21 protein-coding genes and 1 pseudogene are annotated in these 20,340 nt (G+C 72.0%); 1 reads left to right on the top strand and 21 read right to left on the bottom strand.

Annotation, left to right across the window (positions count from 1 at the left end; translation table 11 throughout):
• Positions 1–132: 132 nt before the first annotated feature.
• From ACIRYZ_RS33050 to rpsB, 5 genes are all read right to left on the bottom strand, one after another.
• The gene (locus ACIRYZ_RS33050; RefSeq protein ID WP_402951550.1) at positions 133–1,392 is read right to left on the bottom strand and encodes a phosphatidate cytidylyltransferase; all 1,260 of its coding nucleotides are present in this window, start codon (positions 1,390–1,392) and stop codon (positions 133–135) included.
• Positions 1,393–1,706: 314 nt separating this feature from the next.
• Positions 1,707–2,264 carry a ribosome recycling factor gene (frr, locus tag ACIRYZ_RS33045; RefSeq protein ID WP_402951500.1) on the bottom strand — a complete coding sequence of 186 codons (558 nt, stop codon included), beginning with the start codon at positions 2,262–2,264 and terminating at the stop codon, positions 1,707–1,709.
• A gap of 96 nt (positions 2,265–2,360) precedes the next feature.
• Positions 2,361–3,125, bottom strand: coding sequence for a UMP kinase (gene pyrH, locus ACIRYZ_RS33040; protein ID WP_030056790.1), 765 nt, complete (start codon positions 3,123–3,125; stop codon positions 2,361–2,363).
• 261 nt (positions 3,126–3,386) lie between these two features.
• The gene (gene tsf / locus ACIRYZ_RS33035; protein WP_402951497.1) at positions 3,387–4,226 is read right to left on the bottom strand and encodes a translation elongation factor Ts; all 840 of its coding nucleotides are present in this window, start codon (positions 4,224–4,226) and stop codon (positions 3,387–3,389) included.
• 129 nt (positions 4,227–4,355) lie between these two features.
• Positions 4,356–5,228, bottom strand: a complete 873-nt coding sequence (rpsB, locus tag ACIRYZ_RS33030) for a 30S ribosomal protein S2 (RefSeq protein ID WP_402951494.1) — start codon at positions 5,226–5,228, stop codon at positions 4,356–4,358.
• 588 nt (positions 5,229–5,816) lie between these two features.
• On the opposite strand from rpsB, the pseudogene ACIRYZ_RS33025 reads away from it, so the two are divergent.
• Positions 5,817–6,380: pseudogene (locus ACIRYZ_RS33025) on the top strand (peptidoglycan DD-metalloendopeptidase family protein); the annotation flags it as partial.
• 198 nt (positions 6,381–6,578) lie between these two features.
• Here ACIRYZ_RS33025 and ACIRYZ_RS33020 read toward each other — a convergent pair.
• The 16 genes from ACIRYZ_RS33020 to rpsP all read right to left on the bottom strand — a co-directional run bounded on the left by ACIRYZ_RS33020 (position 6,579) and on the right by rpsP (position 20,173).
• The gene (locus tag ACIRYZ_RS33020; protein ID WP_402951547.1) at positions 6,579–7,163 is read right to left on the bottom strand and encodes a TetR/AcrR family transcriptional regulator; all 585 of its coding nucleotides are present in this window, start codon (positions 7,161–7,163) and stop codon (positions 6,579–6,581) included.
• 112 nt (positions 7,164–7,275) lie between these two features.
• On the bottom strand, positions 7,276–8,256 hold the full coding sequence (gene whiG / locus ACIRYZ_RS33015) for an RNA polymerase sigma factor WhiG (protein ID WP_402951491.1): 981 nt from the start codon (positions 8,254–8,256) through the stop codon (positions 7,276–7,278).
• 335 nt (positions 8,257–8,591) lie between these two features.
• Positions 8,592–9,869 carry a DNA-processing protein DprA gene (dprA, locus tag ACIRYZ_RS33010; protein ID WP_402951488.1) on the bottom strand — a complete coding sequence of 426 codons (1,278 nt, stop codon included), beginning with the start codon at positions 9,867–9,869 and terminating at the stop codon, positions 8,592–8,594.
• Complete coding sequence (locus ACIRYZ_RS33005; protein WP_402951486.1) at positions 9,866–11,575, bottom strand: YifB family Mg chelatase-like AAA ATPase; 1,710 nt, start codon at positions 11,573–11,575, stop codon at positions 9,866–9,868. The genes dprA and ACIRYZ_RS33005 overlap by 4 nt, the downstream gene beginning before the upstream one ends.
• Before the next feature lies 1 nt (position 11,576).
• The gene (locus tag ACIRYZ_RS33000) at positions 11,577–12,080 is read right to left on the bottom strand and encodes a YraN family protein (RefSeq protein WP_402951483.1); all 504 of its coding nucleotides are present in this window, start codon (positions 12,078–12,080) and stop codon (positions 11,577–11,579) included.
• A gap of 168 nt (positions 12,081–12,248) precedes the next feature.
• Positions 12,249–12,575 (bottom strand): DUF2469 domain-containing protein, encoded by a 327-nt coding sequence (locus tag ACIRYZ_RS32995; RefSeq protein WP_030056781.1) that lies wholly within the window; start codon positions 12,573–12,575, stop codon positions 12,249–12,251.
• 55 nt (positions 12,576–12,630) lie between these two features.
• Entirely contained in the window at positions 12,631–13,104 is a 474-nt protein-coding gene (locus tag ACIRYZ_RS32990) for an NUDIX hydrolase (RefSeq protein ID WP_402951480.1), read from the bottom strand.
• A gap of 112 nt (positions 13,105–13,216) precedes the next feature.
• Complete coding sequence (lepB, locus tag ACIRYZ_RS32985) at positions 13,217–13,972, bottom strand: signal peptidase I (protein ID WP_402951478.1); 756 nt, start codon at positions 13,970–13,972, stop codon at positions 13,217–13,219.
• Between the two features lie 145 nt (positions 13,973–14,117).
• Entirely contained in the window at positions 14,118–15,125 is a 1,008-nt protein-coding gene (gene lepB / locus ACIRYZ_RS32980) for a signal peptidase I (protein WP_402951475.1), read from the bottom strand.
• 238 nt (positions 15,126–15,363) lie between these two features.
• Positions 15,364–16,116 (bottom strand): signal peptidase I, encoded by a 753-nt coding sequence (gene lepB / locus ACIRYZ_RS32975; protein WP_402951473.1) that lies wholly within the window; start codon positions 16,114–16,116, stop codon positions 15,364–15,366.
• A gap of 172 nt (positions 16,117–16,288) precedes the next feature.
• On the bottom strand, positions 16,289–17,068 hold the full coding sequence (gene lepB, locus ACIRYZ_RS32970; protein WP_402951470.1) for a signal peptidase I: 780 nt from the start codon (positions 17,066–17,068) through the stop codon (positions 16,289–16,291).
• 239 nt (positions 17,069–17,307) lie between these two features.
• Positions 17,308–17,658, bottom strand: a complete 351-nt coding sequence (gene rplS / locus ACIRYZ_RS32965; RefSeq protein WP_063347674.1) for a 50S ribosomal protein L19 — start codon at positions 17,656–17,658, stop codon at positions 17,308–17,310.
• A gap of 154 nt (positions 17,659–17,812) precedes the next feature.
• Positions 17,813–18,631, bottom strand: coding sequence for a tRNA (guanosine(37)-N1)-methyltransferase TrmD (gene trmD / locus ACIRYZ_RS32960; RefSeq protein ID WP_393034715.1), 819 nt, complete (start codon positions 18,629–18,631; stop codon positions 17,813–17,815).
• A 107-nt stretch (positions 18,632–18,738) separates the two neighbouring features.
• The gene (gene rimM, locus ACIRYZ_RS32955; RefSeq protein ID WP_402951467.1) at positions 18,739–19,332 is read right to left on the bottom strand and encodes a ribosome maturation factor RimM; all 594 of its coding nucleotides are present in this window, start codon (positions 19,330–19,332) and stop codon (positions 18,739–18,741) included.
• Positions 19,333–19,502: 170 nt separating this feature from the next.
• Positions 19,503–19,742: an RNA-binding protein gene (locus ACIRYZ_RS32950; protein WP_030056773.1), complete on the bottom strand. Its 240-nt coding sequence runs from the start codon at positions 19,740–19,742 to the stop codon at positions 19,503–19,505.
• Positions 19,743–19,744: 2 nt separating this feature from the next.
• Positions 19,745–20,173: a 30S ribosomal protein S16 gene (rpsP, locus tag ACIRYZ_RS32945; protein WP_402951464.1), complete on the bottom strand. Its 429-nt coding sequence runs from the start codon at positions 20,171–20,173 to the stop codon at positions 19,745–19,747.
• Positions 20,174–20,340 lie beyond the last annotated feature (167 nt).

Below are 20,340 nucleotides of genomic sequence, written 5' to 3'. Positions count from 1 at the left end.
CGCGCCGGCGCGCGTCTCCTTTGGGGGGTCGTGTGTGTTGTGGGTTGTTTTCGGGGGGGGCGGGGGGGGGGGGCCCCCCGGGGGGGGGGGCGCCCCCCCCCCCCGCGCTGAGCGTCGCGCTGAGTCGTCGCGCTAGCTGCCGACGAAGGCGGCGAGCAGCAGCCAGACCACCGGGGCGGTCGGCAGGAGCGAGTCCAGCCGGTCCATGATGCCGCCGTGGCCGGGCAGCAGGGTGCCCATGTCCTTGATCCCGAGGTCGCGCTTGATCATCGACTCGCCCAGGTCGCCCAGGGTCGCGGTGACCGCCGCGCAGCCGCCCAGGATCAGGCCCTGCCACCAGCTGCCGTCGTCGATGATCAGCTGCATCAGCAGGGCGCCCGCCAGCATCGACAGGCCGATGCCGCCGGCCAGGCCCTCGCGGGTCTTGCCGGGGCTGATCGTCGGAGCCAGCTTGTTCTTGCCGAACTTGTAGCCCACGGCGTAGGCGCCGGTGTCACTACAGATCGTGACGATCAGGAAGAGCACGATCCGCTGGGGGCCGTCGTCGGCCGCCAGCATCATCGCCACGAAGGTGGCCAGGAACGGCACGTAGAAGGCGGTGAACACACCCGCCGTTATGTCCCGCAGGTAGTTCTCCGGCGGTGCGGCCATCCGCCAGACCATCACCGCCAGCCCGGTCAGCGCCAGCGAGGCGGCGGCCCACTCGACCCCGGCCCAGTAGCCGGTGGCGACCATCGCAACGCCGCCCACCACCAGCGGGACCAGCGGCACCTTGATCTGCTTGCGCTCGGCGAGCCGGGACGTCAGCTCCCAGCTGCCGACCACCACCGCGGCCATCACGACCACGAGGAACAGCGCCTTGACCACGAACAGCGAGGCGACGATCACCGCGCCGAGGCCCACCCCCACGCCTATGGCGGCCTGGAGGTTGCGGCCACCGCGCTGCTTGCGCGGCTCCGGTTGCGGGGCGGGCTGGGCGGCCACGGGTGTCTCCTGCCCTGGGTGGGACGACGGCACGAAGTGGGGCTGCCCGGCCGCCCGGTGGCTCTGCGGCGGCGCGGGATGCACCGGAGCCCCCGGGTACGGCTGGGCGCCGGGACCGGGGGCGGGGATGACGTCGTCGGTTATCGCGCGCAGCACGACCGTCTCCGTCACACCAGGCGGCGCCGTCTCGGGCTGCCCGTCCCGGAACAACGGGCCGCCGCTCAGCCGGCCGGCCTCCCGGGCCGGGCCCGCGCCGGGGTCGGCCGGCTGGCCGGGGACCGCCGGCTGACCGTACGCCGCGTGCTGACCGGGGGTCGCCCGCCCGTGGTGCGGTGCCGGCCGGCCCTGGGCGGGGCCGTGGTCGGGCACGCCGGAGTGCGGGCCGGGATCCGCCGGTACGGGAGGCATGACCTGAGTGTCCTCCGCGTCTGCGCCCCAGTACACCGGAGGCTGCTGCGACTGATCCGAACGGAGGGCGGGGCCACCCGGGACAGCGCCCGGCCCGCCCTGGTGGGCGGCCTGGCCGGGGTGTCCCTGGGCGGGGTGCCCGGGGACGGCATGCCCCGGGACGGGCTGTCCCTGGACCGGCGCCGGGTGCTCGCCGTACCCCGGCGTCGGCTGGGCCGACAGCCGGGGTGCCTGCGGCTGCGGCGCCGGGCGGTAGGGCTGGAACTGCTGGTCGGACGGGCCCCAGTAGCCAGGGGCGTCAGGGGCGTCGTTCATCAGACCTCGAGCAGCTCGGATTCCTTGTGCTTCAGCAGCACGTCGACCTGGGCCACGTACTTGGCCGTGAGGTCGTCGAGCTCCTTCTCGCCGCGGCGGCCGTCGTCCTCGCCGACCTCGCCGTCCTTCACCAGCTTGTCGATCCCGTCCTTGGCCTTGCGGCGCACCGAACGGATCGAGACCTTGGCGTCCTCGCCCTTGGTGCGGGCGATCTTGATGAACTCCCGGCGGCGCTCCTCGGTGAGCTCGGGCAGCACCACTCGGATGATGGAGCCGTCGTTCGACGGGTTGACGCCCAGGTCGGAGTCGCGGATCGCCTGCTCGATGGCCTTCAGCGCGGTCTTGTCGAACGGCGAGACGACCGCCATCCGGGGCTCCGGCACCGAGAACGAGGCCAGCTGGTTGATCGGCGTCACGGCGCCGTAGTACTCGGCGACGATCTTGGCGAACATCGCCGGGTGAGCACGGCCGGTTCGAATGGCCGCAAGGTCGTCCTTGGCGACGTTGACGGCCTTCTCCATCTTCTCCTCGGCCTCGAGGATGATCTCGTCGATCACTGTGGTCTCCCTGTCCGGTTCATCTGCTGTTGTCCCGACCGGTGTCGGCATCGGGGCCGGTCGCGGCGGACGCCGTCCCGTACGGCTGGTTGCTGCTCAGGCCCGGACGGAATCCTGGCTGATGAGTGTGCCGATCTTCTCACTCTTCACCGCACGCGCGATATTGCCCTCCGCCAGCAGTTCGAAGACCAGCATCGGGAGGTTGTTGTCCTTGCACAGCGTGATCGCGGTGAGGTCGGCGACCTTGAGGTCGCGCGCAATGACCTCGGAGTACTCCAGCGCGTCGAACTTCACCGCGTCCGGGTTGGTCCGCGGGTCGGAGTCGTAGACACCGTCCACGCCGTTCTTGCCCATCAGCAGGACGTCGGCGTGGATCTCCAGGGCGCGCTGGACGGCCGTGGTGTCGGTCGAGAAGTACGGCATGCCCATACCGGCACCGAAGATCACCACACGGCCCTTCTCCAGGTGCCGGACGGCCCGCAGTGGCAGGTACGGCTCGGCCACCTGGCCCATGGTGATGGCGGTCTGGACCCGGGTCTCGATGCCCTCCTTGACCAGGAAGTCCTGCAGCGCCAGGCAGTTCATCACGGTGCCGAGCATGCCCATGTAGTCCGAACGGGCCCGGTCCATCCCGCGGACCTGCAGCTCGGCACCCCGGAAGAAGTTGCCGCCGCCGATGACCACCGCGACCTCGGTACCGGCGCGGACGACCGTGGCGATCTCCCGGGCGATCGCGTGCACGACGTCCGGGTCGACGCCGAGCCCGCCGCCACCGGCGAAGGCTTCACCGGACAGCTTGAGCAGCACCCGGCGGCGCGAGCCCGCCTTGGGGTCCTGCGCGGTCTCCTGCGTCTCCTGCATGGACTTCTCCTTTTTGCACCTGCTGGCTCACAGGCCTGGGTGTGCGGATACCCGGCCTGCGCGTACACGCGAGGAGGCCACTGCCGCGGGAACCGGTTCGGTGTCCTGCACGGCAATGGCCTCCTCGTCGTTCATGGTGCCGAAGCGGCCCGCCCATGGACGGTTGGCGCTGGGTGAGCCCGTTCGGCGTTCCGCCCGCCCTGGTCAGCGGGCGGGGGCGGTTCCCAGCCTAAAGGGGGCTGGGACCAGGTGGAACGTGGCTCAGGCGCCGACGCGGAAGCGGGCGAAGCGCTTGAGGGCGACGCCGTTCTCCTCGAGGACCTTGGCGACGGTCTTCTTGTTGTCCTTCGCGAAGGCCTGCTCCAGGACGGAGTTCTCCTTCACGAAGCCGGTGACGCGACCCTCGACGATCTTCGGCAGGGCGGCCTCCGGCTTGCCCTCCTCGCGAGCGGTGGCCTCGGCGACGCGGCGCTCGTTCTCGAGCTCCTCGGCCGGGATGTCCTCGCGGGAGAGGAACTTCGGCGCGAACGCGGCGATGTGCTGCGCGACGTCCTTGGCGACCTCGGCGTTCTCCTTGTCCAGCTCGACCAGGACGCCGACGGCCGGCGGCAGGTCGGGGCTGGTCTTGTGCAGGTAGACCGCGACGAAGCCGTCACCGTCGAACTGGGCGAAGCGACGGAAGACGATCTTCTCGCCCAGGGTCGCGTTGGCCTCGTCCACGAACTGCTGGACGGTCTTGCCGGCCTCGATCTCGGAAGCCAGGGCGGCGTCCAGGTCGGCCGGGGCGGTCTTGGCCACGTGGGCGGCGATCGCGTCGGCGACCCGGACGAAGTTGTCACCCTTGGCGACGAAGTCGGTCTCGCAGTTCAGCTCGACCAGAACGCCGGACTTCTTGTCCTCGGCGATCAGCGCGGCGACGGCGCCGTTGGAGGCGTCACGGCCCTCGCGCTTGGCAACACCCTTCTGGCCCTTGATGCGCAGGAGCTCGACAGCCTTCTCGACGTTGCCCTCGGCCTCGTCCAGGGCCTTCTTGCAGTCCATCATGCCGGCGCCGGTGAGCTCACGGAGCTTCTTGACGTCCGCGGCGGTGAAGTTCGCCATGGTGTGAATCTCTTCTCGCGTCTCGCGTGTCTGCGTGGGGATGCGCCGGGACCGATGGTTCGGCCCCGGCGCGGGAGAGAGGGGCACCTACCGGTGTCGCACCGGTAGGTACCCCTCACCCTTGGTGCGTCAGGCCTGCTCGGCCGGAGCCTCAGCGGCCGGAGCCTCGGCGGCCGGAGCCTCGGCGGCGGGGGCCTCGGCGGCGGCGGGGGCCTCCTCGGCCTTCTTCTCGCCCTCGATGAGGTCCTTCTCCCAGTCGGCCAGCGGCTGGTCGGCACCCGGCTCGGCCTTGGCGTCGCCCTTGGCGACACCGGCGCGGGACTTCAGGCCCTCGGCCACGGCGTCGGCGATCACACGGGTCAGCAGGGTGACGGAGCGGATCGCGTCGTCGTTGCCCGGGATCTTGTAGTCGACCTCGTCCGGGTCACAGTTGGTGTCGAGGATGGCGACGACCGGGATGTTGAGCTTGCGGGCCTCGCCGACCGCGATGTGCTCCTTCTTGGTGTCCACGATCCAGACAGCGCTGGGAACGCGCTGCATGTCGCGGATACCGCCGAGGGTCTTCTCCAGCTTGTCGTGCTCGCGCTGGAGGACCAGGAGCTCCTTCTTGGTCAGGCCGGAGCCGGCCACGTCCGAGAAGTCCAGCTCGCCGAGCTCCTTCAGGCGCTGCAGACGCTTGTAGACGGTCGAGAAGTTGGTCAGCATGCCGCCGAGCCAGCGCTGGTTCACGTAGGGCATGCCCACGCGGGTGGCCTGCTCGGCGATGGCCTCCTGGGCCTGCTTCTTCGTGCCGACGAAGAGGACGCTGCCGCCGTGGGCAACGGTCTCCTTGATGAACTCGAAGGCGCGGTCGATGTAGTTCAGCGACTGCAGCAGGTCGATGATGTAGATGCCGTTGCGCTCGGTGATGATGAAGCGCTTCATCTTCGGGTTCCAGCGGCGGGTCTGGTGACCGAAGTGGACGCCGCTCTCCAGCAGCTCCCGCATCGTGACGACGGCCATTGCCGTGCTCCTCAGGTGTTACGGCCCGGCTGCGGCGTTCCCGCGAGGTTTTCCCGTCGGGCAACCGCCTGCGGCCAGGTCAGGCTCGGTTTTGTCCGTGGCGGCCAGGTGACAGCCACGCCTGACGCCCCGATCGTGCCGAGCCGCTTCCACCCGCTCGGTCCGGGGACCGGTCGGGCTCGGCGGACCGAGCGGCACTCGCACCTGGCGGGGCCGCGGAAGAACCGCGTGCGACCACCGGTGGCGGGGCGTGCGAAGTCGACCCGGTGGACCGGGTCGCGTGTGAAGTGTACGGGAAGCGCCGAGGAGCGAGCGACTTCGCGAGCGACGGAGGGCCCGTGGAGGGCCTGGGAGAAGCCTGGGACCGGCTGCGACCGGCGGGTCCGCGGCGGCGGGAGAGCAGTGCGGCGGGCCGGGGGCGCTTCGGTCGGCTGCCTGCCCGCGGTTCGGTGCTCGCATGCCGTTTGTACACCGGATGGCAGCGCCCGTACACCCGTTGGGGGGACGGCGGTCGGGGGCGGGGGCGGTTTGTCCACAGGAATCCGGAACGGGGTGGTGCGGGGGCGGGGGCGGGATCAGCCTCGGGGCATGACTGGGCTCAGTGGGGTTCGAAGGGTGTCCGCCGCGTTCACCGCGCTTGCCGTGTTCGGCGGGGTGGTGCTGGTGCTGGCCGTGGTGGCGGCACTGGTGCTCGGGTGGCCGGGCAGTGCGGGGGCGGCTGCCGCCACGCCTGCGGCGGACGGCCCGGGTCTCGCGGCCGGTCGCGGTGCGGAGGCCGGTCGCGGCGCGGAGGCGCGGGCCTGGCCGACGGGCGGGCCCGGTGGGGTGCTGGGGCGGTTCGAGCCGCCGGCGAAGCCCTGGGCGGCCGGGCACCGGGGAGTGGACCTCGCCGCCGTGCCCGGGTCGGAGGTACGGGCTGCGGCCGACGGGGTGGTCGCGTTCTCCGGGCTGGTGGCCGGGCGGCCGGTGCTGACCGTCACCCACCCGGGCTCGGGGACTCCGCCGCTGCGGACCACCTACCTGCCCATCACCGGCACCGTCCCGGTCGGCACCGCGGTGGCCGCCGGGCAGGTCATCGGGCAGCTCGCCCCGGGTGGGCGACACTGCGGCGCACGGGACTGCCTGCACTGGGGTCTGCTGCGCGGCAACCGCTACCTCGATCCGCTGGCTCTGCTCGGCGTCGGCGCGGCGCGACTGCTGCCGCTGGGCGGGGCCGGGCGGGCGGATGGCTCTGGGTTGCACGGGCCCACTGCGGGCGGCCCTGTCGTGGGTGGGGGCCCCGTCGTGGGTGGTGACCCTGTCGTGACTGGTGGCCCCGGCGTCAGTGATGGTTCAGACGTACGTGGCGGCTCAGGCGCGGGCGAGACCGTGCAGCGCCAGGGCGACGGCGGCGTCGGCGATCGCCTCGGGGGTCTCGGCCTGGCAGCCCACGCGGTCCCCGGCCGCCAGCTGCTCGGCCCGGCGGACGGCCGCCTCCACGACCCCCTGGAGCAGGGCAGCCGCAAGCCGGGGCTGTTCGTGGCCGAGGTCCTCCAGCGCCTGGACGACCAGGCCGACCAGTCGGCCGTGCGCCGCCCGGATGCGCTCGCGCGCGGCCTCGTCGAGCTCCAGCGCCGAGATCGCCACGACCGCGCGGTGCCTCGGGTCTGCGGCCAGCGCCAGCTGGCCCCGGACATACGCCTCGATCCGCTCGGCCGCGGTGTCGCAGCTCTCCATCCCGGCCTCGATCTCGGCCGCCCAGAGCGGGAAGTCCACCTCGCAGAGCGCCTCGACCACGGCGGCGCGGGAGCGGAAGTACTCGTAGACCGAGGAGCGCGCCAGCCCGGTGCGCGCCGCGAGCGCGGGGAAGGTCAGGGCCTCCATGCCGCCCTCGGTGAGCAGGGCGCGGGCAGCGTCGAGGAGGGCTGCCCGCTGCAGCTGGCGATGCTCGGCCACCGTGGCCGCTCGGATCTTCGGCACGCCCCCACTGTACGGAGCCATACCTTCGGCCGATACGGTGCCGCGCGTTCGGACGAGGTGCCGGCCCGCCGGGTGGATCCGGCGTGCGCTACCGGACGTCCGAGAGCTTGGCGCGCAGCTGGAGGACGGACTTGGTGTGGATCTGGCTCACCCGGCTCTCCGTAACCCCCAGCACCTGTCCGATCTCGGCGAGGGTGAGTCCCTCGTAGTAGTAGAGGGTCACCACGGTCTTCTCCCGCTCGGGGAGGGTGTTGACCGCCTGGGCCAGCAGCCTGCGCAGCTCGCGGTCCTCGGCCACCTCGACCGGGTCGTCCGCGCCGTGGTCCTCCAGGGTGTCCATCAGGCTCAGTCGGTCACCGCCCTCGCCGACCGGGTGCAGCAGCTCGTCCAGGGCCACCACGTTGGCGAGCGACAGCTGGCTGAAGATCGCGTGCAGGTCCTCGATCGCGATGCCCATTTCGGCCGCGACTTCGGGATCGTGCGGCGTCCGGCGCAGCCGGGCCTCCAGCGTCGCGTACGTCCGTTCGACGGCCTTCGCCTTCTGCCGCACGGAGCGGGGGATCCAGTCGAGGGCGCGCAGCTCGTCGATGATCGCGCCGCGGATGCGGCTGATCGCGTAGGTCTCGAACTTGATGGCGCGGTCGATGTCGAACTTCTCGATCGCGTCGATCAGCCCGAAGACCCCGGAGGAGACGAAGTCGGCCTGCTCGACATTGGAGGGCAGACCGACCCCGACCCTGCCCGCGACGTACTTGACGAGTGGTGAGTAGTGCAGGATCAGCTGCTCGCGCAGCCGCTGATCGCCGGTCTCCTTGTAGCAGCGCCAGAGCTCTTCGAGCGCGCTGCGCCCCGGGGTGCCGGACGAGGAGGCGGCGCCCGGTGGGGAGGTGGCGTCCGGGGTGGGGGCGCTGCCGGGCGGGCGGGACGCGCGGTCGGAGGGCGCGCCGCTTGGCGCGCCCTCCTCACCGGCCGCCCTGTTGGCGTGGGCCGGTTCGGTGTCGCGGGCCGCGTCCGCGGGCTGGCCCGGCACCACCGTCGGCCGGCCGCCCTGGCGCGACAGTCCTCCCATCGTCCCCGCCGACTTGGGCGGGAACTCGGTCGCCGGTCGCCGCTCGGTCCGCGGCCCTCCCGAGGACCGAGCGCCACCGGTCACTCTGTGTCCGGGAATGTGTGTGGGCATACGTTGGTCTGCGCCGTTCTGCCGAGTCATGTGCTGATAGGGAAGGCAGGTGGAGCGTAGCGTGACCGACTCACTGCAAAGCGCTACCGCCACTCGGTGGTCCCCCGATCCGGTGGCACTCGCCCACCGGATCCGGCCACACGAGCGGAAGAACCGGATCAGCAGGTCAGCCGGGCCGTCCCGGCGCGCCCCCCAAGGCGCACGTGCGTTCTCCTTCCCGACGGTCACCCCCTTCTCCGCACCAAGCGCCAGTGCGCACCGTGCCGCTCCACGAAACCGAGCGAGGTCAACTCGTAGAGCCGCTGGAGGACTTCGTCCGGCGAGAGTCCGGACTGACGGGCCAGCCGCTCGACCGGGGCACCCTGCGCCGTGGCCGGGACGGCCTCCAGCACCCTGGCCACCGCGGGATCCAGCAGGTCCCGTGGCAGCACCGGACCGCTGCGCTGCGGCGCCAGGTCGTCCCCGATCGCCCCGATCAGCTCGGTGATCTCGGCCGCGTCGGTGACCAGGGTGGCGCTGCCGCTGCGGATCAGGGCGTGCACCCCGGCGGAGAGCTCCGAGGTGACCGGGCCGGCCACGCCCATGGTGTGGCGGTTGAGGTCCCGCGCCCGTCTGGCCGTACTGAGGGCTCCGCTGCGCACGGCCGCCTCGACCACCACGGTGCCCCGGGTGAGCGCCGCGATGACCCGGTTGCGGAGCACGAAGCGGAACCGGTTCGGGTGCTCCCCCGGCGGGAGTTCGCTGACCAGCAGCCCCTGGACGCCGATCCGCCGGATCAGCTCGGCGTTCCCCTTCGGGTAGGCCACGTCGACCCCGCAGGCGAGCACGGCGATCGTCATCCCACCGACGGCGAGCGCCCCTCGGTGGGCGGCCGCGTCGATCCCGTAGGCGGCTCCGGAGACCACCACCCACCCGCGCTCCGCCAGTTGGGCCGACAGCTCCCCCGCGACGTGGGCGCCGTAGGCCGTGCAGGCCCGGGAGCCCACCACCGCCACCGAGCGCAGGGCGAGCAGTCGCAGTGATCCGGTGCCGCTGGTCCACAGCCCGATCGGGCGTCCGTCGCCGAGGTCGTCCAGTTGACTGGGCCATTCCGTGTCCCCCGGAATGATGAAGCGTCCACCGACGGCTCGTACCCGTTTCAGGTCGCCCACCGGGTCGAGGCCAGGCAGCCGAGCCTGGTAGGCGGCCAGCCGGGCCGCGTCCAGCCCGGGGTGGTCGGGGACGGTACCCGCCCGGATCGCCCGCACCACCTCCACGGCGGAGAGCTGGCCGAGCCAGCGACCGACCACCGCGTCCCCCGGTTCGCTCAGCCGGTTGAGCAGGACGCGGGCGAGACGCTCCGGCTCGGGGACGGCAGTGGTGTCGGGCTCCGCTGCGGTGCCAACCACGGCTGCGGTGTCCAGCGCGGCTCCGGCCCCCGGCGCTGCCACGGCCTCCGGCACGGCTCCGTTGCCGGCCTCGGCCGTGCGGGGCGCTTGAGGGGTCCTCAACAGCCGGTTCATGCCGCTCCCTCCTCCTTCGCCGGGGGTTGCTCCCGCTCCTGCGGCCTGTCGTCGTCCGGGCCGCTCCGGCGCTGGGCCGGGATGCCCCGGAGCCGGCCGAAGGGGCGTTCGGTCAGCGGCAGGCCCTGCTCGACCCCGGTGCGCATGACCAGGGCGGTGCGCACGTCCCGCTGGTCCGGCCGGTCACGGCCGGCCAGATCGGCGACCGTCCAGGCGACCCGGAGTACCCGGTCCAGGCCCCGGGCGGTCAGCAGGCCGCGCTCCAGCTGGTGCGCGGCGTCGTTGAGTGCGCCGGGCGCGAGCTGCCAACGGGTGCGCAGTTCATGGCCCGGCACCTCCGCGTTGGTCCGCCACGGGGTGTGCTCCAGCCGGGCCGCCGCCCGCTCCCGCGCGGCCAGCACCCGGGCCGCGACGGTCTCGGTGCTCTCCGCCGTGACGTCCCGCTCCATCAGCTCGACCCTCGTCACCGGAGCGACCTGGACCTGGAGGTCGACCCGGTCCAACAGCGGGCCGGAGAGCCGCCCTTGGTAGCGGCTGACCATCGCGGGCGTGCACTCGCAGCCCTCGCCCCGCCGTGAATGCCGGCCGCACGGGCAGGGGTTGGCGGCCAGGCAGAGGAGGAACCGGGCCGGGAGCCGGAGCGATCCGGCCGAGCGGGCGATCACCACCTCGCCCGACTCCAGCGGCTGGCGCAGCGCGTCGAGCACCCGCACCGGGAACTCCGGTGCCTCGTCCAGGAAGAGCACGCCCCGATGCGCCAGCGAGACCGCCCCCGGTCTCGGCAGGCCGCTGCCGCCGCCGACGATCGCGGGCATCGTGGTGGAGTGGTGCGGGGCGCAGTAGGGCGCGGTGTCGATCAGTGGGCGCCCGGCCGGGAGCAGGCCCGCCACCGAGTGGACGGCGGTGACCTCCAACGCCTCCTTCTGGGTCAGCGGCGGGAGCAGCGAGGGCAGCCGCTCCGCCAGCATCGTCTTGCCGGCACCCGGAGGCCCCTTCAAGTAGAGGTGGTGTCCCCCGGCGGCGGCGATCTCCAGCGCCCGCCGGGCCTCGTACTGGCCGGCCACGTCGGCCATGTCGAGGCGGAACGCCCGCGCGTCGGGCAGGCCCCGCACGCAGGCGCTGGGCAGCATCAGGCCGGCCATCAGCGGATCCGGCCGGCCGCCGATCGGGTCGGGCGGCTCCTCCGGTGCCGTCGCCCCGGTCAGGACGGCGACCAGCTGGCGCAGGCTGCGGACGCCGATCACCGTCACCCCGGGGACGAGCGAGGCCTCGGGCGCGGTCTGCTCGGCGACCACCACCCGCTCGTACCCGGCGTCGGCGGCAGCCAGCACCGACGGCAGCACCCCGCGGACCGGCCGCACCCGGCCGTCCAGCCCCAGCTCGCCGATGAGCAGCAGATCGGCGATGGAGGACGGGTCGAGCCGCTCGGCGGCGGCCAGCACGGCGCAGGCCACCGCGAGGTCGAAACCGCTGCCGCTCTTGGGCACCGAGGCGGGGCTGAGGCCGACGGTCAGCTTGCGCTGCGGCCAGGCCTCCCCGCTGTTGCAGACCGCGGCGCGGACTCTGTCGCGGGCCTCGGTGAGTGCCTTGTCGGGCAGGCCGACCAGGGTGAACGCGGCCACCCCGGGCTCCAGATCGGCCTGGACCTCGACGATCACTCCGTCGACCCCGACCAGCGCGACGGAACAGGTTCGGGCGAAGGCCATCTCAGACCACCCCCCGCAGGTGGTCGACCAGGGCCGCACCCCGCGCCCGGTTGACCACGGCCACCAGGTCGATCCGCACCCCGCCCGGTGGAGCGGGCGGCCATTGCGGATCGGCCGGCCCGGGGTCGTACCCGGGCCCGGCGAGCCGCGCGAAGTGGCCCGGCCAGCGTTCGGCCATCCAGCGCTCGGCCAGGCGTTGCAGCCGGGCGGCCTTGGCCCGGCCGATGGCCTCGCTGGGTTGTTGGAAGCCCCGCTCGGAGCGGGTCTTCACCTCGCAGACCGCGACGGTGTCGCCGTCGAGGGCGACGATGTCCAGCTCGCCCTCGACACAGCGCCAGTTGCGGTCCAGGATGCGGAGCCCGGCCTCCGCGAGGCGGCGGGCGGCGACCCGCTCCCCGTAGCGGCCGAGCCCGTTCTTGGTGTTGCGGTCCGGGCTCTTCCCGGTGCCTGCCCCGGCTGCGGCCGCGTTCGGTACGGCCTGGTCCTGCACGACGGTGTTCTGCACGGTGACCACCTCCGCCGAGGAGGCTGTACCACCGTGCGCGGCGAAGCCGGGGAATTCCCCGACCCTGTGGATAACTCGGCCCTGTGGATAACTTTTGTCACCCGCAGGGGTGAGAAGCCCCCGTCGCGCGAAATTCGGCTGGACAACGCGGGACGGAGTCGTCCAACGTCAGTTCCCGAAGCCGGACTCGTCCGAGGGCAGCTCCAGATCGCTCTTCGCGAGTTCCTCGATGTTCACGTCCTTGAAGGTCAGCACCCGGACCTTGCGGACGAACCGGGCCGGCCGGTACATGTCCCAGACCCACGCATCCGCCATCGACACCTCGAAGAACACCTCGCCCTGGACCGAGTGCACCTGCAGCTCGTAGTCATTGGTGAGGTAGAACCGTCGCTCGGTCTCGATCACGTACTTGAACAGGCCGACGACGTCCCGGTACTCCCGGTAGAGCTTGAGCTCCATCTCGGTCTCGTACTTCTCGAGATCTTCGGCACTCATCCAGGCGTCCCCTCAACTTGTCACGTCCACCCATTGTGGACCACCGCACCCACGCTCAGAGCCGTACCGGATCGACCGGCGGGCCCTCTGCCAGCAGCCGCCCGAGGAAGTCCACCAGTCCGGCCGGATAGACCGTCTCGGCGGTCCCCCGCAGTTCCTCGACCGTCCACCAGCGCGCCGCGAGCAGCTGGGCGTGTTCGTCCCCGCCCATACCCGAGTGGTCCAGACCCGTCTCCGTGGTCCGGGCCAGGTGGAACCACTGTTCCTGCTCGTAGCGCTGTCCCTGAAAGGAGAACGACACCGTGCCGTACGCCACCAAGGGCCCCAGGTCCACACCCCGCAAGCCGGTCTCCTCCGCGAGCTCCCGTTCGGCCGCCTCGCGCACGTCCTCCCCCGGCTCCAAGCCGCCCCCGGGCGTGAACCACCACGTCTCCCCGGGCACGGCCGGATCGGCGCCCAGGAAGAGGAGGATGCGGTCCAGCCCGTCCAGCAGCAGGATCCGCGCCGCCCGGCGACGCTGTGCTGTCATGGCAGCGCTCCACACTCCTTCCGTACGCATCGGTGGCGCTATCGATCCTGCCACCCGACGCGTACGTCCGGGGCGATGTTCGACAGAGCGGCCCCGCCGGCGACGGCCGCGCTCAGGAGCTGCGCCCCCGGCGAAGCCTGCGGGCCAGGCCCGCCACCCCGCCCACCGCCGAGGTCACGACGATCAGCGCCGCGCCCGCAACGCTGGCGTAGGCGGCCGGCTCCAGCGGCCCGGGCTCGCCGGCCCCGGGGCCCGCGAAGGAGTCGAAGGCCGTGGTGCGGTCGAGCAGGCCCATCCGGCCGAAAGGTTGCAGGATGGCCTCGACCCTGGCCTCGACCTCGGTGGTCGGGACGGTCCCGCCCTCGACCTCCAGGTGGGTGCGGGAGTCGAGCGAGCCGACCCGGTTGTCGCCGAGCAGGAACAGCCGTCCCTGCGGCACCGTCGCACTGAACGACTCGCCCTGGCGGCCCTGGGTCGCGAGGTAGGGCTCCTCCACCGGCCGGCCGTTGACCGTCAGCCTGTGGTCACTGTCAGTGGTGGCGACGGTGTCCCCGCCGACCGCGACCACCCGCTTGACCATGAGTTCCCCTCCCCAGGCCTGGTCGCGGAAGACCACCACGTCGCCCCGGCCGATGGCACCGCCGCCCACCTTCCGGGCGAGCACGGTGTCCCCGGCTTGGAGGGCCGGGGACATCGAGGCGGTGGGGACCTTGTACGGCCGGTAGTCGATCGCGATGAGGGCGAAGCCGCCGATCATCAGCACCAGCCCGAGCGCGAGCGCGATGCCCTGCAGCACTGCGGCGGGCCCGCGCCGCGGAGGGGCGTCAGTGGCCGGACAGTCGGCCGGCTGTTCCACGACACTGCTCATCGACACCGTCCACCTCAGGCCGACCGGAGAACACCACTGGCACGCCGGTGGCTCGGGCGCGAACGCCGACGGGCCGTGGCACGTCCGAGCAGATTACTCGTCGGTACCACGGCCCGCGCAAGAGCTGGAGACGACCCGGTGGAGCTCAGGACTCCTTCCGGCGGTCCGCCCGGGCCCGGACCCGACGCACCACCGGAAGCAGGGCGACGGCACCCACCACACCGGCCGCGGGAGGCGCCATCGGCAGGGTCTCCGCCAAGTCCTTCTGGTCGAAGGTGTCCGGCACCGGCAGCGTGGACCAGTGGCCGATCGGCCAGGCCACCACGAAGGCACGCCCGATCACGTTGTCCACCGGCACGGCCCCGCCGCCCGGCTGGTCCATGTGGAAACGGGAGTCCAGCGAGTCCGCGCGGTGGTCTCCCATCACCCAGATCCGGCCGCTCGGCACCCTCACCGGGCCGAAGGGCTGAGTCCCGCAGGGGGTGTTGCCCTGGTAGATGTACGGCTCGTCGAGCGCGACGCCGTTCACCATGACCGGCCCGTCGCCCTTGCACTCGACGGTGTCGCCGCCGACCGCGATGACGCGCTTGATCAGGTCCTTCTCATTGGTGGAGGGCATCAGGCCGATGAAGCTGAGCACGTCCTGGAAGCCCCGGACGAAGGAGTTGCTGCTCCGCTGGGACGGCTCGTCGTTCAGCCAGCCGCCCGGGTCGTGGAACACCACGACCTCACCGCGCTCGGGCTCGGCCCCGAACCAGGGGGTCAGCTTGTCCACCAGGACGCGGTCGCCGACCTGCAGCGTGTTCTGCATCGACTCCGACGGAATGGAGAACGCCTGGACGAAGAAGGTCTTGATCACCAGCGCGAGGATCAGCGCGATGCCGATCAGGATCGGCAGCTCCTTCAGGAAGGACCGCTGCTTGTGTGGCTTGGCCGGAGCCTCCGACTCCGACTCCTCCGCCGGCTCGGCCCCCCGCCGCAGGGGCTCCGATGAGTCCTCCGGTCCGGTGCCGTGCTCGTCAGCTGTCTGAGCAGTCGTGTCATCGACCGCGGCCGAGGGCGCCGAGGAATCGGCGGACCGGGTCACCCGGCCACCGCCCGGGCGCTCGGGTTCCCCGGCGCCCGAACGGGCACCGATCACCAAATCCCCCACAACGTCTCCTCCCTGCTGTGCGGACGCCCGCGCGCCCGCGCTCAGAGTGCCGCACAGCGGGCACCACGCTCGCCACGACCATGAACGCATCAGGGCTGCCCACAACGGGCTCCCCTGACACCAACGCGGCCTCGGCGCACAGCCGGGATCCCGGCCGCACCTGCACTTCTCTATCACTCCAAGGCATCCGGCTCACGGTTCCACACGCGCGGCCCGGCCGTTCAACGGCCGGAGCGACTCACTCGGGAGGCCGCCCCGGTCGGCGAATGACGAGCGGCAGGATGCCCAACAAACCCATAACGAGCGGAGGTTGCATAGGAACCGGCCCAACGCCCATCGATTTCGGCGCAGTTCCGCCGGGCGGTGAAGCCCCGGCGAGAGAGGAGAGTGAACTCGGCTCATCGAGTTGATGGAAGCGGTCCAGTGGCCAGGCGATCACGAACGCGCGACCGACCACACCGCTCAGCGGGATGGTCCCCTGCCCCGGATTGCCCATGTGGAAGCGGGAGTCGGCGGAGACGTCGCGGTGGTCACCCATGACCCACAGGCGGCCCTTCGGCACCGTCACCTTGAAGGGCTGCCGGGACGGCGGGTTACCCGACGCGAGGTATGGCTCCGCAACCGCGCGGCCGTTGACGCTGAGCCGACCCTGCGGGTCGCAGCACTCGACGGTGTCCCCGCCGACACCGATGACGCGCTTGATCAGGTCCTGCTCGTTGTCGGACGGCAGCAGCCCGACGAAGGTCAGCACGTGTTTGGCCGCGCCCAGCACCGGACCGTCGTCAGACGGCTTGTGATCGTTCTCCAGCCAGCCGCCCGGGTCCTTGAACACCACCACATCGCCGCGCTGCGGCTCACTGCCGAACCAGGGGGTCAACTTGTCCACCAGCACCCGGTCCCCGACCTGGATGGTCTGCTCCATCGAGCCCGAGGGGATCACGAACACCTGGATCAGGAAGGTCTTCATCACCAGCGCCACCAGCAGCGCCACCAGGATGATCAGCGGGAACTCGCGCAGCAGCGAGCGCTTGCGCCGACGGGCCGCGCGCCGGGCGCTGCGGCGGCGCTCGGCGCGGCCGCGAACCGGCAGGGCAGGGTCGGGCGCGGCGCCGCCCGGTCCGGTGTCACCCGGCTCCGTGGCCGGGTGGTCGGCGACCCGTCCCCTACCTCTGGTCCCCATGACCACCCGTCCCCGCAATCGCGGCGAAGGCCGCAGGCCGGTCCAGACCGGTCCAGCGCGAGAACGGGTAGACCAGCCAGTCCGCCCGGCCGATCACCTTGTCCTCGGGCACGAAGCCGCCGCCGGGCTCGCCGAGGTGGTCGCGGGAGTCCCGGGAGGCGCTCCGGTGGTCGCCCAGCACGAACAGCTTGCCGGCCGGCACCACGATGTCGAAGGCCACGCCGGACGGTTGGTCGCCCGGGTCCAGGTAGGAGGTCTCGTCGACCGGCACGCCGTTGACGGTGATCGACTTGCCCGGGCCGGTGCTGGTCACCCGGTCCCCGCCGACTCCGATCACGCGCTTGACGTAGACCGTGTCCCCGGCCGGGGCGAGCCCGAGGTCCCGGCCGAGCGAACGAAGGTTGTCCCAGAAGCCCGGCTGCTCGGCCGACTCGGGGAGGAAGGAGCCCGTCCCGTCGAAGACCACGACATCGCCCCGCTGGGGGTGGCCACCGAAGGCGTAGGCGAGTTGGTTGGCGATCAGCCGGTCGCCGGGCCGCAGGGTGTCCTCCATCGAGCCGGAGGGCACCGTGAACGGACGGGCGACGAAGGCGTTCACCAGGAGCACGGCCGCCAGGCAGGTCCCGACCAACAGCAACAGGTCCCGCGACCGCGAGTGCCCGGACCCCTCGTCCGGCTCCTCGCCCTCGCCTTCGCTCGGCTCCGCACCCTCGTGCGGCTCCTCGCCGTCGCGCAGCTCCTCAGCGAGGACACCGGCACCCACGCCGGCACCGACATCCGCACCGACATCCGCACCCGCAGCAGAAACTGCCGCGGAACCCTCCCCCGAAACACCCCCAGAAACGGCCGCGGACCGCGACAGCGAGTCCGCACCGAAGGGTGCGGGACTGCTGTCGCGGTCCGCGGGTGGTTCGTGCGTGCTCATCGGGGGCTGAGCTTACCTTGCGGCCGCCCGGCCCTTCAGAGCGCTCCGATCCCCCGGCGTGGCCGGGGGCCGGTGGATCAGCGGTCGCGCTTCTCCTTGATCTTCGCGGCCTTGCCGCGGAGGTCACGCAGGTAGTACAGCTTGGCGCGGCGAACCGCACCGCGGGTCACGACCTCGATCTTCTCGACGACCGGGGTGTGCACCGGGAAGGTGCGCTCCACGCCGACGTTGAAGCTGACCTTGCGGACGGTGAAGGTCTCACCGACGCCGGCGCCGTGGCGGCGGATGACGACGCCCTGGAAGACCTGGACACGGGAGCGGTTGCCCTCGATGACCCGGACGTGAACCTTCAGGGTGTCACCGGCGCGGAAGGCCGGAATGTCGCTACGCAGCGAGGCCGCGTCGACAGCAGCGAGCTTGTTGCTCATGTTGCTCTCCATCGCAGGCGCCACGGGCCGCCCACGGAAGTTCGTCACAATGGGGTCTGCTGCGGGCCGCGTCGGCTGACGGCGATCCCCCCGTGGCGGGGGCGCCGGTCCACGTGCCCCCTACGGGAGGGGACCAGCGACAGACAGCAGCCGCCTATTCTTCCACACCACCGGCCACGGACCGAAATCGGCCGAGCTCCTCGTCCCAGGCCAGGCCCAGGACGCTGAGCGCCTGGCGGTCCTTCTTGTCGAAGGCGCCGTACTGCCAGCGCTCGACCAGGTCGGGCCGGTTGGCCAGGGTGCGGGCGAAGGCCTGCTCCCGGCGCCAGCGGGCGATCTTGCCGTGGTTGCCGCTGAGCAGCACGTCCGGCACGGTCCGGCCGCGCCACTCGGCGGGCTTGGTGAAGACCGGGCCCTCCAGCAGGTCGGCCATCGCGCCGGGGGCGAAGGAGTCGTCCCGGTGGGACTCGGCGTTGCCGAGCACGCCGGGCAGCAGCCGGGCGATCGCCTCGACCATCACCAGCACCGCGACCTCGCCGCCGGCCAGCACGTAGTCACCGATCGAGGCCTCGACCACCGGCATCCGGGTGGCCGCCTCCTCGATCACCCGGCGGTCGATGCCCTCGTACCGCGCGGGGGTGAACGCCAGCCAGGGGCGGCCGGCCAGCTCCTGGGCGAGCTCCTGGGTGAACGGGCGCCCGCTCGGAGTGGGCACGACGAGCGTGGGCAGCTCGCCCTCGGGTCCGCCGGCGACGACCGCGTCCAGCGCCTCGCCCCACGGTTCGGGCTTCATCACCATGCCGGGGCCGCCGCCGTACGGGCTGTCGTCCACCGTGCGGTGCACGTCGTGGGTCCACTCGCGCAGGTCGTGGACGTGCACGTCCAGCTGGCCGCGGGCGCGGGCCTTGCCGACCAGCGAGATGTTCAGCGGCTCCAGGTACTCGGGGAAGATCGTGACGACGTCGATCCGCATCCCGGACTGGACGCCCGCGGCGGCATCCCGGCCGACGGCCGGACCGACGCCCGGACCGGCATCGGGAACGACACCCGGACCGTCGACCTGGGGGGTCTGCTCAGCGGTCACGCCGACTCCCCCGACTTCGCCGAATCACCGGACTCACCGGACTCGCCGGCCCCGCCCGCCGCACCGGCGACCTCGGCCTGCTCGGGGTCGATCAGCCCGGCCGGCGGGGTGATCACGGCACGCTGGTTCTCCAGGTCGATGGTCGGCACGATCTGGCTGACGAAGGGCACCAGCACCTCCGTCCCGTCGGCCTTCTTCACCGTGAGCAGGTCCTGGTACGGGAGGTGGACCACCTCGGTCAGCTCGCCGACCGGGGTGCCGTCGAGCAGCACCACGTCGAGGCCGATCAGCTGGTGGTCGTAGTACTCCTCCGGGTCCTCGGGCCGCTCCTCCGGGTCGACCTCGGAGATGAGCAGGGTGCCCCGCAGCGCCTCGGCCGCGTTGCGGTCCTTGACGCCGGCGAAGCGCAGCAGCAGTCGGCCGCTGTGCACCCGGCCGGACTCGATGGTCAGCGGTCCGGCCGAGGCCGGGTCGGTGAGCAGGACGGCACCGGGGCCGAGCCGGAGTTCCGGCTCGTCGGTGCGGACCTCGACACTGACGTCCCCCCTGATGCCGTGGGCGCGGCCGATCCTGCCGACGACGAGCTGCACGGTGATCGTTCTCCTGGAGTTGCTGAGCGAGAGGGCAGAGACAGGTAAGCAGAGCAGCCGGCACGTGGCGGCGCGTGGCACACGCGCCGCGGGAGCCAGCAAAAAAAGGCCGACCGGGACGACATGCGTCCCGGTCGGCCTCAAGCCCGACGGCTGAACGAGCAGCTGCGTCAGCGAATGTTGTCCACGTCGACCAGGTCGACCCGGACGTTGCGACCGCCGAGGGCGCCGACCACGGTGCGCAGAGCGCGCGCCGTGCGGCCGCCCCGGCCGATCACCTTGCCGAGGTCATCGGGGTGCACTCGCACCTCGATGGTGTTGCCCCGACGCAGGTTGCGCGAGCGCACCTGCACCTCGTCGGGGTGCTCGACGATGCCCTTCACCAAGTGGTCGAGGGCGTCCTCGATCACGATCAGGCCTCGGCGGCGGCGTCGGCGTCGGCCTCGGCCTTGTCCGACTTCTTGGCCTTCGGGGTGATGGCGACACCGGTGGTGGCGTCCTCGAAGCCGGCGACGGCCTTGGCGAACAGGTGCGAGAAGTCCTCGACCTTCGGCTCGGCGACCTTCAGCGGCGCCGGAGCCGGCAGGCCCTTGAACTTCTGCCAGTCGCCGGTCAGCTTCAGGATGGCGAGCACCGGCTCGGTCGGCTGGGCGCCGACGGACAGCCAGTACTGGGCGCGGTCGCTGTCGACCTCGATCTTCGAGGGGTTGTAGGTCGGCTGGTAGATGCCGATCTCCTCGATCGCGCGACCGTCACGCTTGGTGCGGGCGTCGGCGACGACGATGCGGTAGTGCGGGGAGCGAATCTTGCCGAGACGCTTCAGCTTGATCTTGACTGCCACGGGAGTGGATTCTCCTGGTGTTGACGTGGGTGAGCGTCCTCGCCATCCGCGTGGGGTTGCGGGGCGGGGCGTTCAAGGGACACGCCAGCCGTAGGAGAGAGGGGTCCTGCTCGGCTGCCGAGTACTCAGCTGTCCATTCTGCCATACCGGCGAGGACGGCCTTCACC

Origin of the sequence: Kitasatospora sp. NPDC101155 (assembly GCF_044768305.1) — a bacterium.
In the GTDB taxonomy this organism is placed as follows: Bacteria; Actinomycetota; Actinomycetes; order Streptomycetales; family Streptomycetaceae; genus Kitasatospora.
Note: the sequence above shows the minus strand (reverse complement) of the source record. Positions and strands in the feature narration are given on the sequence as shown.

Excerpts from the sequence above, each read along its gene's own strand:
- ACIRYZ_RS33050 (WP_402951550.1), bottom strand. The coding sequence starts at position 1,392 with ATGCCTCCCGTACCGGCGGATCCCGGCCCGCACTCCGGCGTGCCCGAC.
- pyrH (WP_030056790.1), bottom strand. The coding sequence starts at position 3,125 with ATGCAGGAGACGCAGGAGACCGCGCAGGACCCCAAGGCGGGCTCGCGC.
- tsf (WP_402951497.1), bottom strand. The coding sequence starts at position 4,226 with ATGGCGAACTTCACCGCCGCGGACGTCAAGAAGCTCCGTGAGCTCACC.
- rpsB (WP_402951494.1), bottom strand. The coding sequence starts at position 5,228 with ATGGCCGTCGTCACGATGCGGGAGCTGCTGGAGAGCGGCGTCCACTTC.
- whiG (WP_402951491.1), bottom strand. The coding sequence starts at position 8,256 with ATGGGAGGACTGTCGCGCCAGGGCGGCCGGCCGACGGTGGTGCCGGGC.
- dprA (WP_402951488.1), bottom strand. The coding sequence starts at position 9,869 with ATGAACCGGCTGTTGAGGACCCCTCAAGCGCCCCGCACGGCCGAGGCC.
- ACIRYZ_RS33005 (WP_402951486.1), bottom strand. The coding sequence starts at position 11,575 with ATGGCCTTCGCCCGAACCTGTTCCGTCGCGCTGGTCGGGGTCGACGGA.
- ACIRYZ_RS32995 (WP_030056781.1), bottom strand. The coding sequence starts at position 12,575 with ATGAGTGCCGAAGATCTCGAGAAGTACGAGACCGAGATGGAGCTCAAG.
- ACIRYZ_RS32990 (WP_402951480.1), bottom strand. The coding sequence starts at position 13,104 with ATGACAGCACAGCGTCGCCGGGCGGCGCGGATCCTGCTGCTGGACGGG.
- lepB (WP_402951478.1), bottom strand. The coding sequence starts at position 13,972 with ATGAGCAGTGTCGTGGAACAGCCGGCCGACTGTCCGGCCACTGACGCC.
- rplS (WP_063347674.1), bottom strand. The coding sequence starts at position 17,658 with ATGAGCAACAAGCTCGCTGCTGTCGACGCGGCCTCGCTGCGTAGCGAC.
- trmD (WP_393034715.1), bottom strand. The coding sequence starts at position 18,631 with ATGCGGATCGACGTCGTCACGATCTTCCCCGAGTACCTGGAGCCGCTG.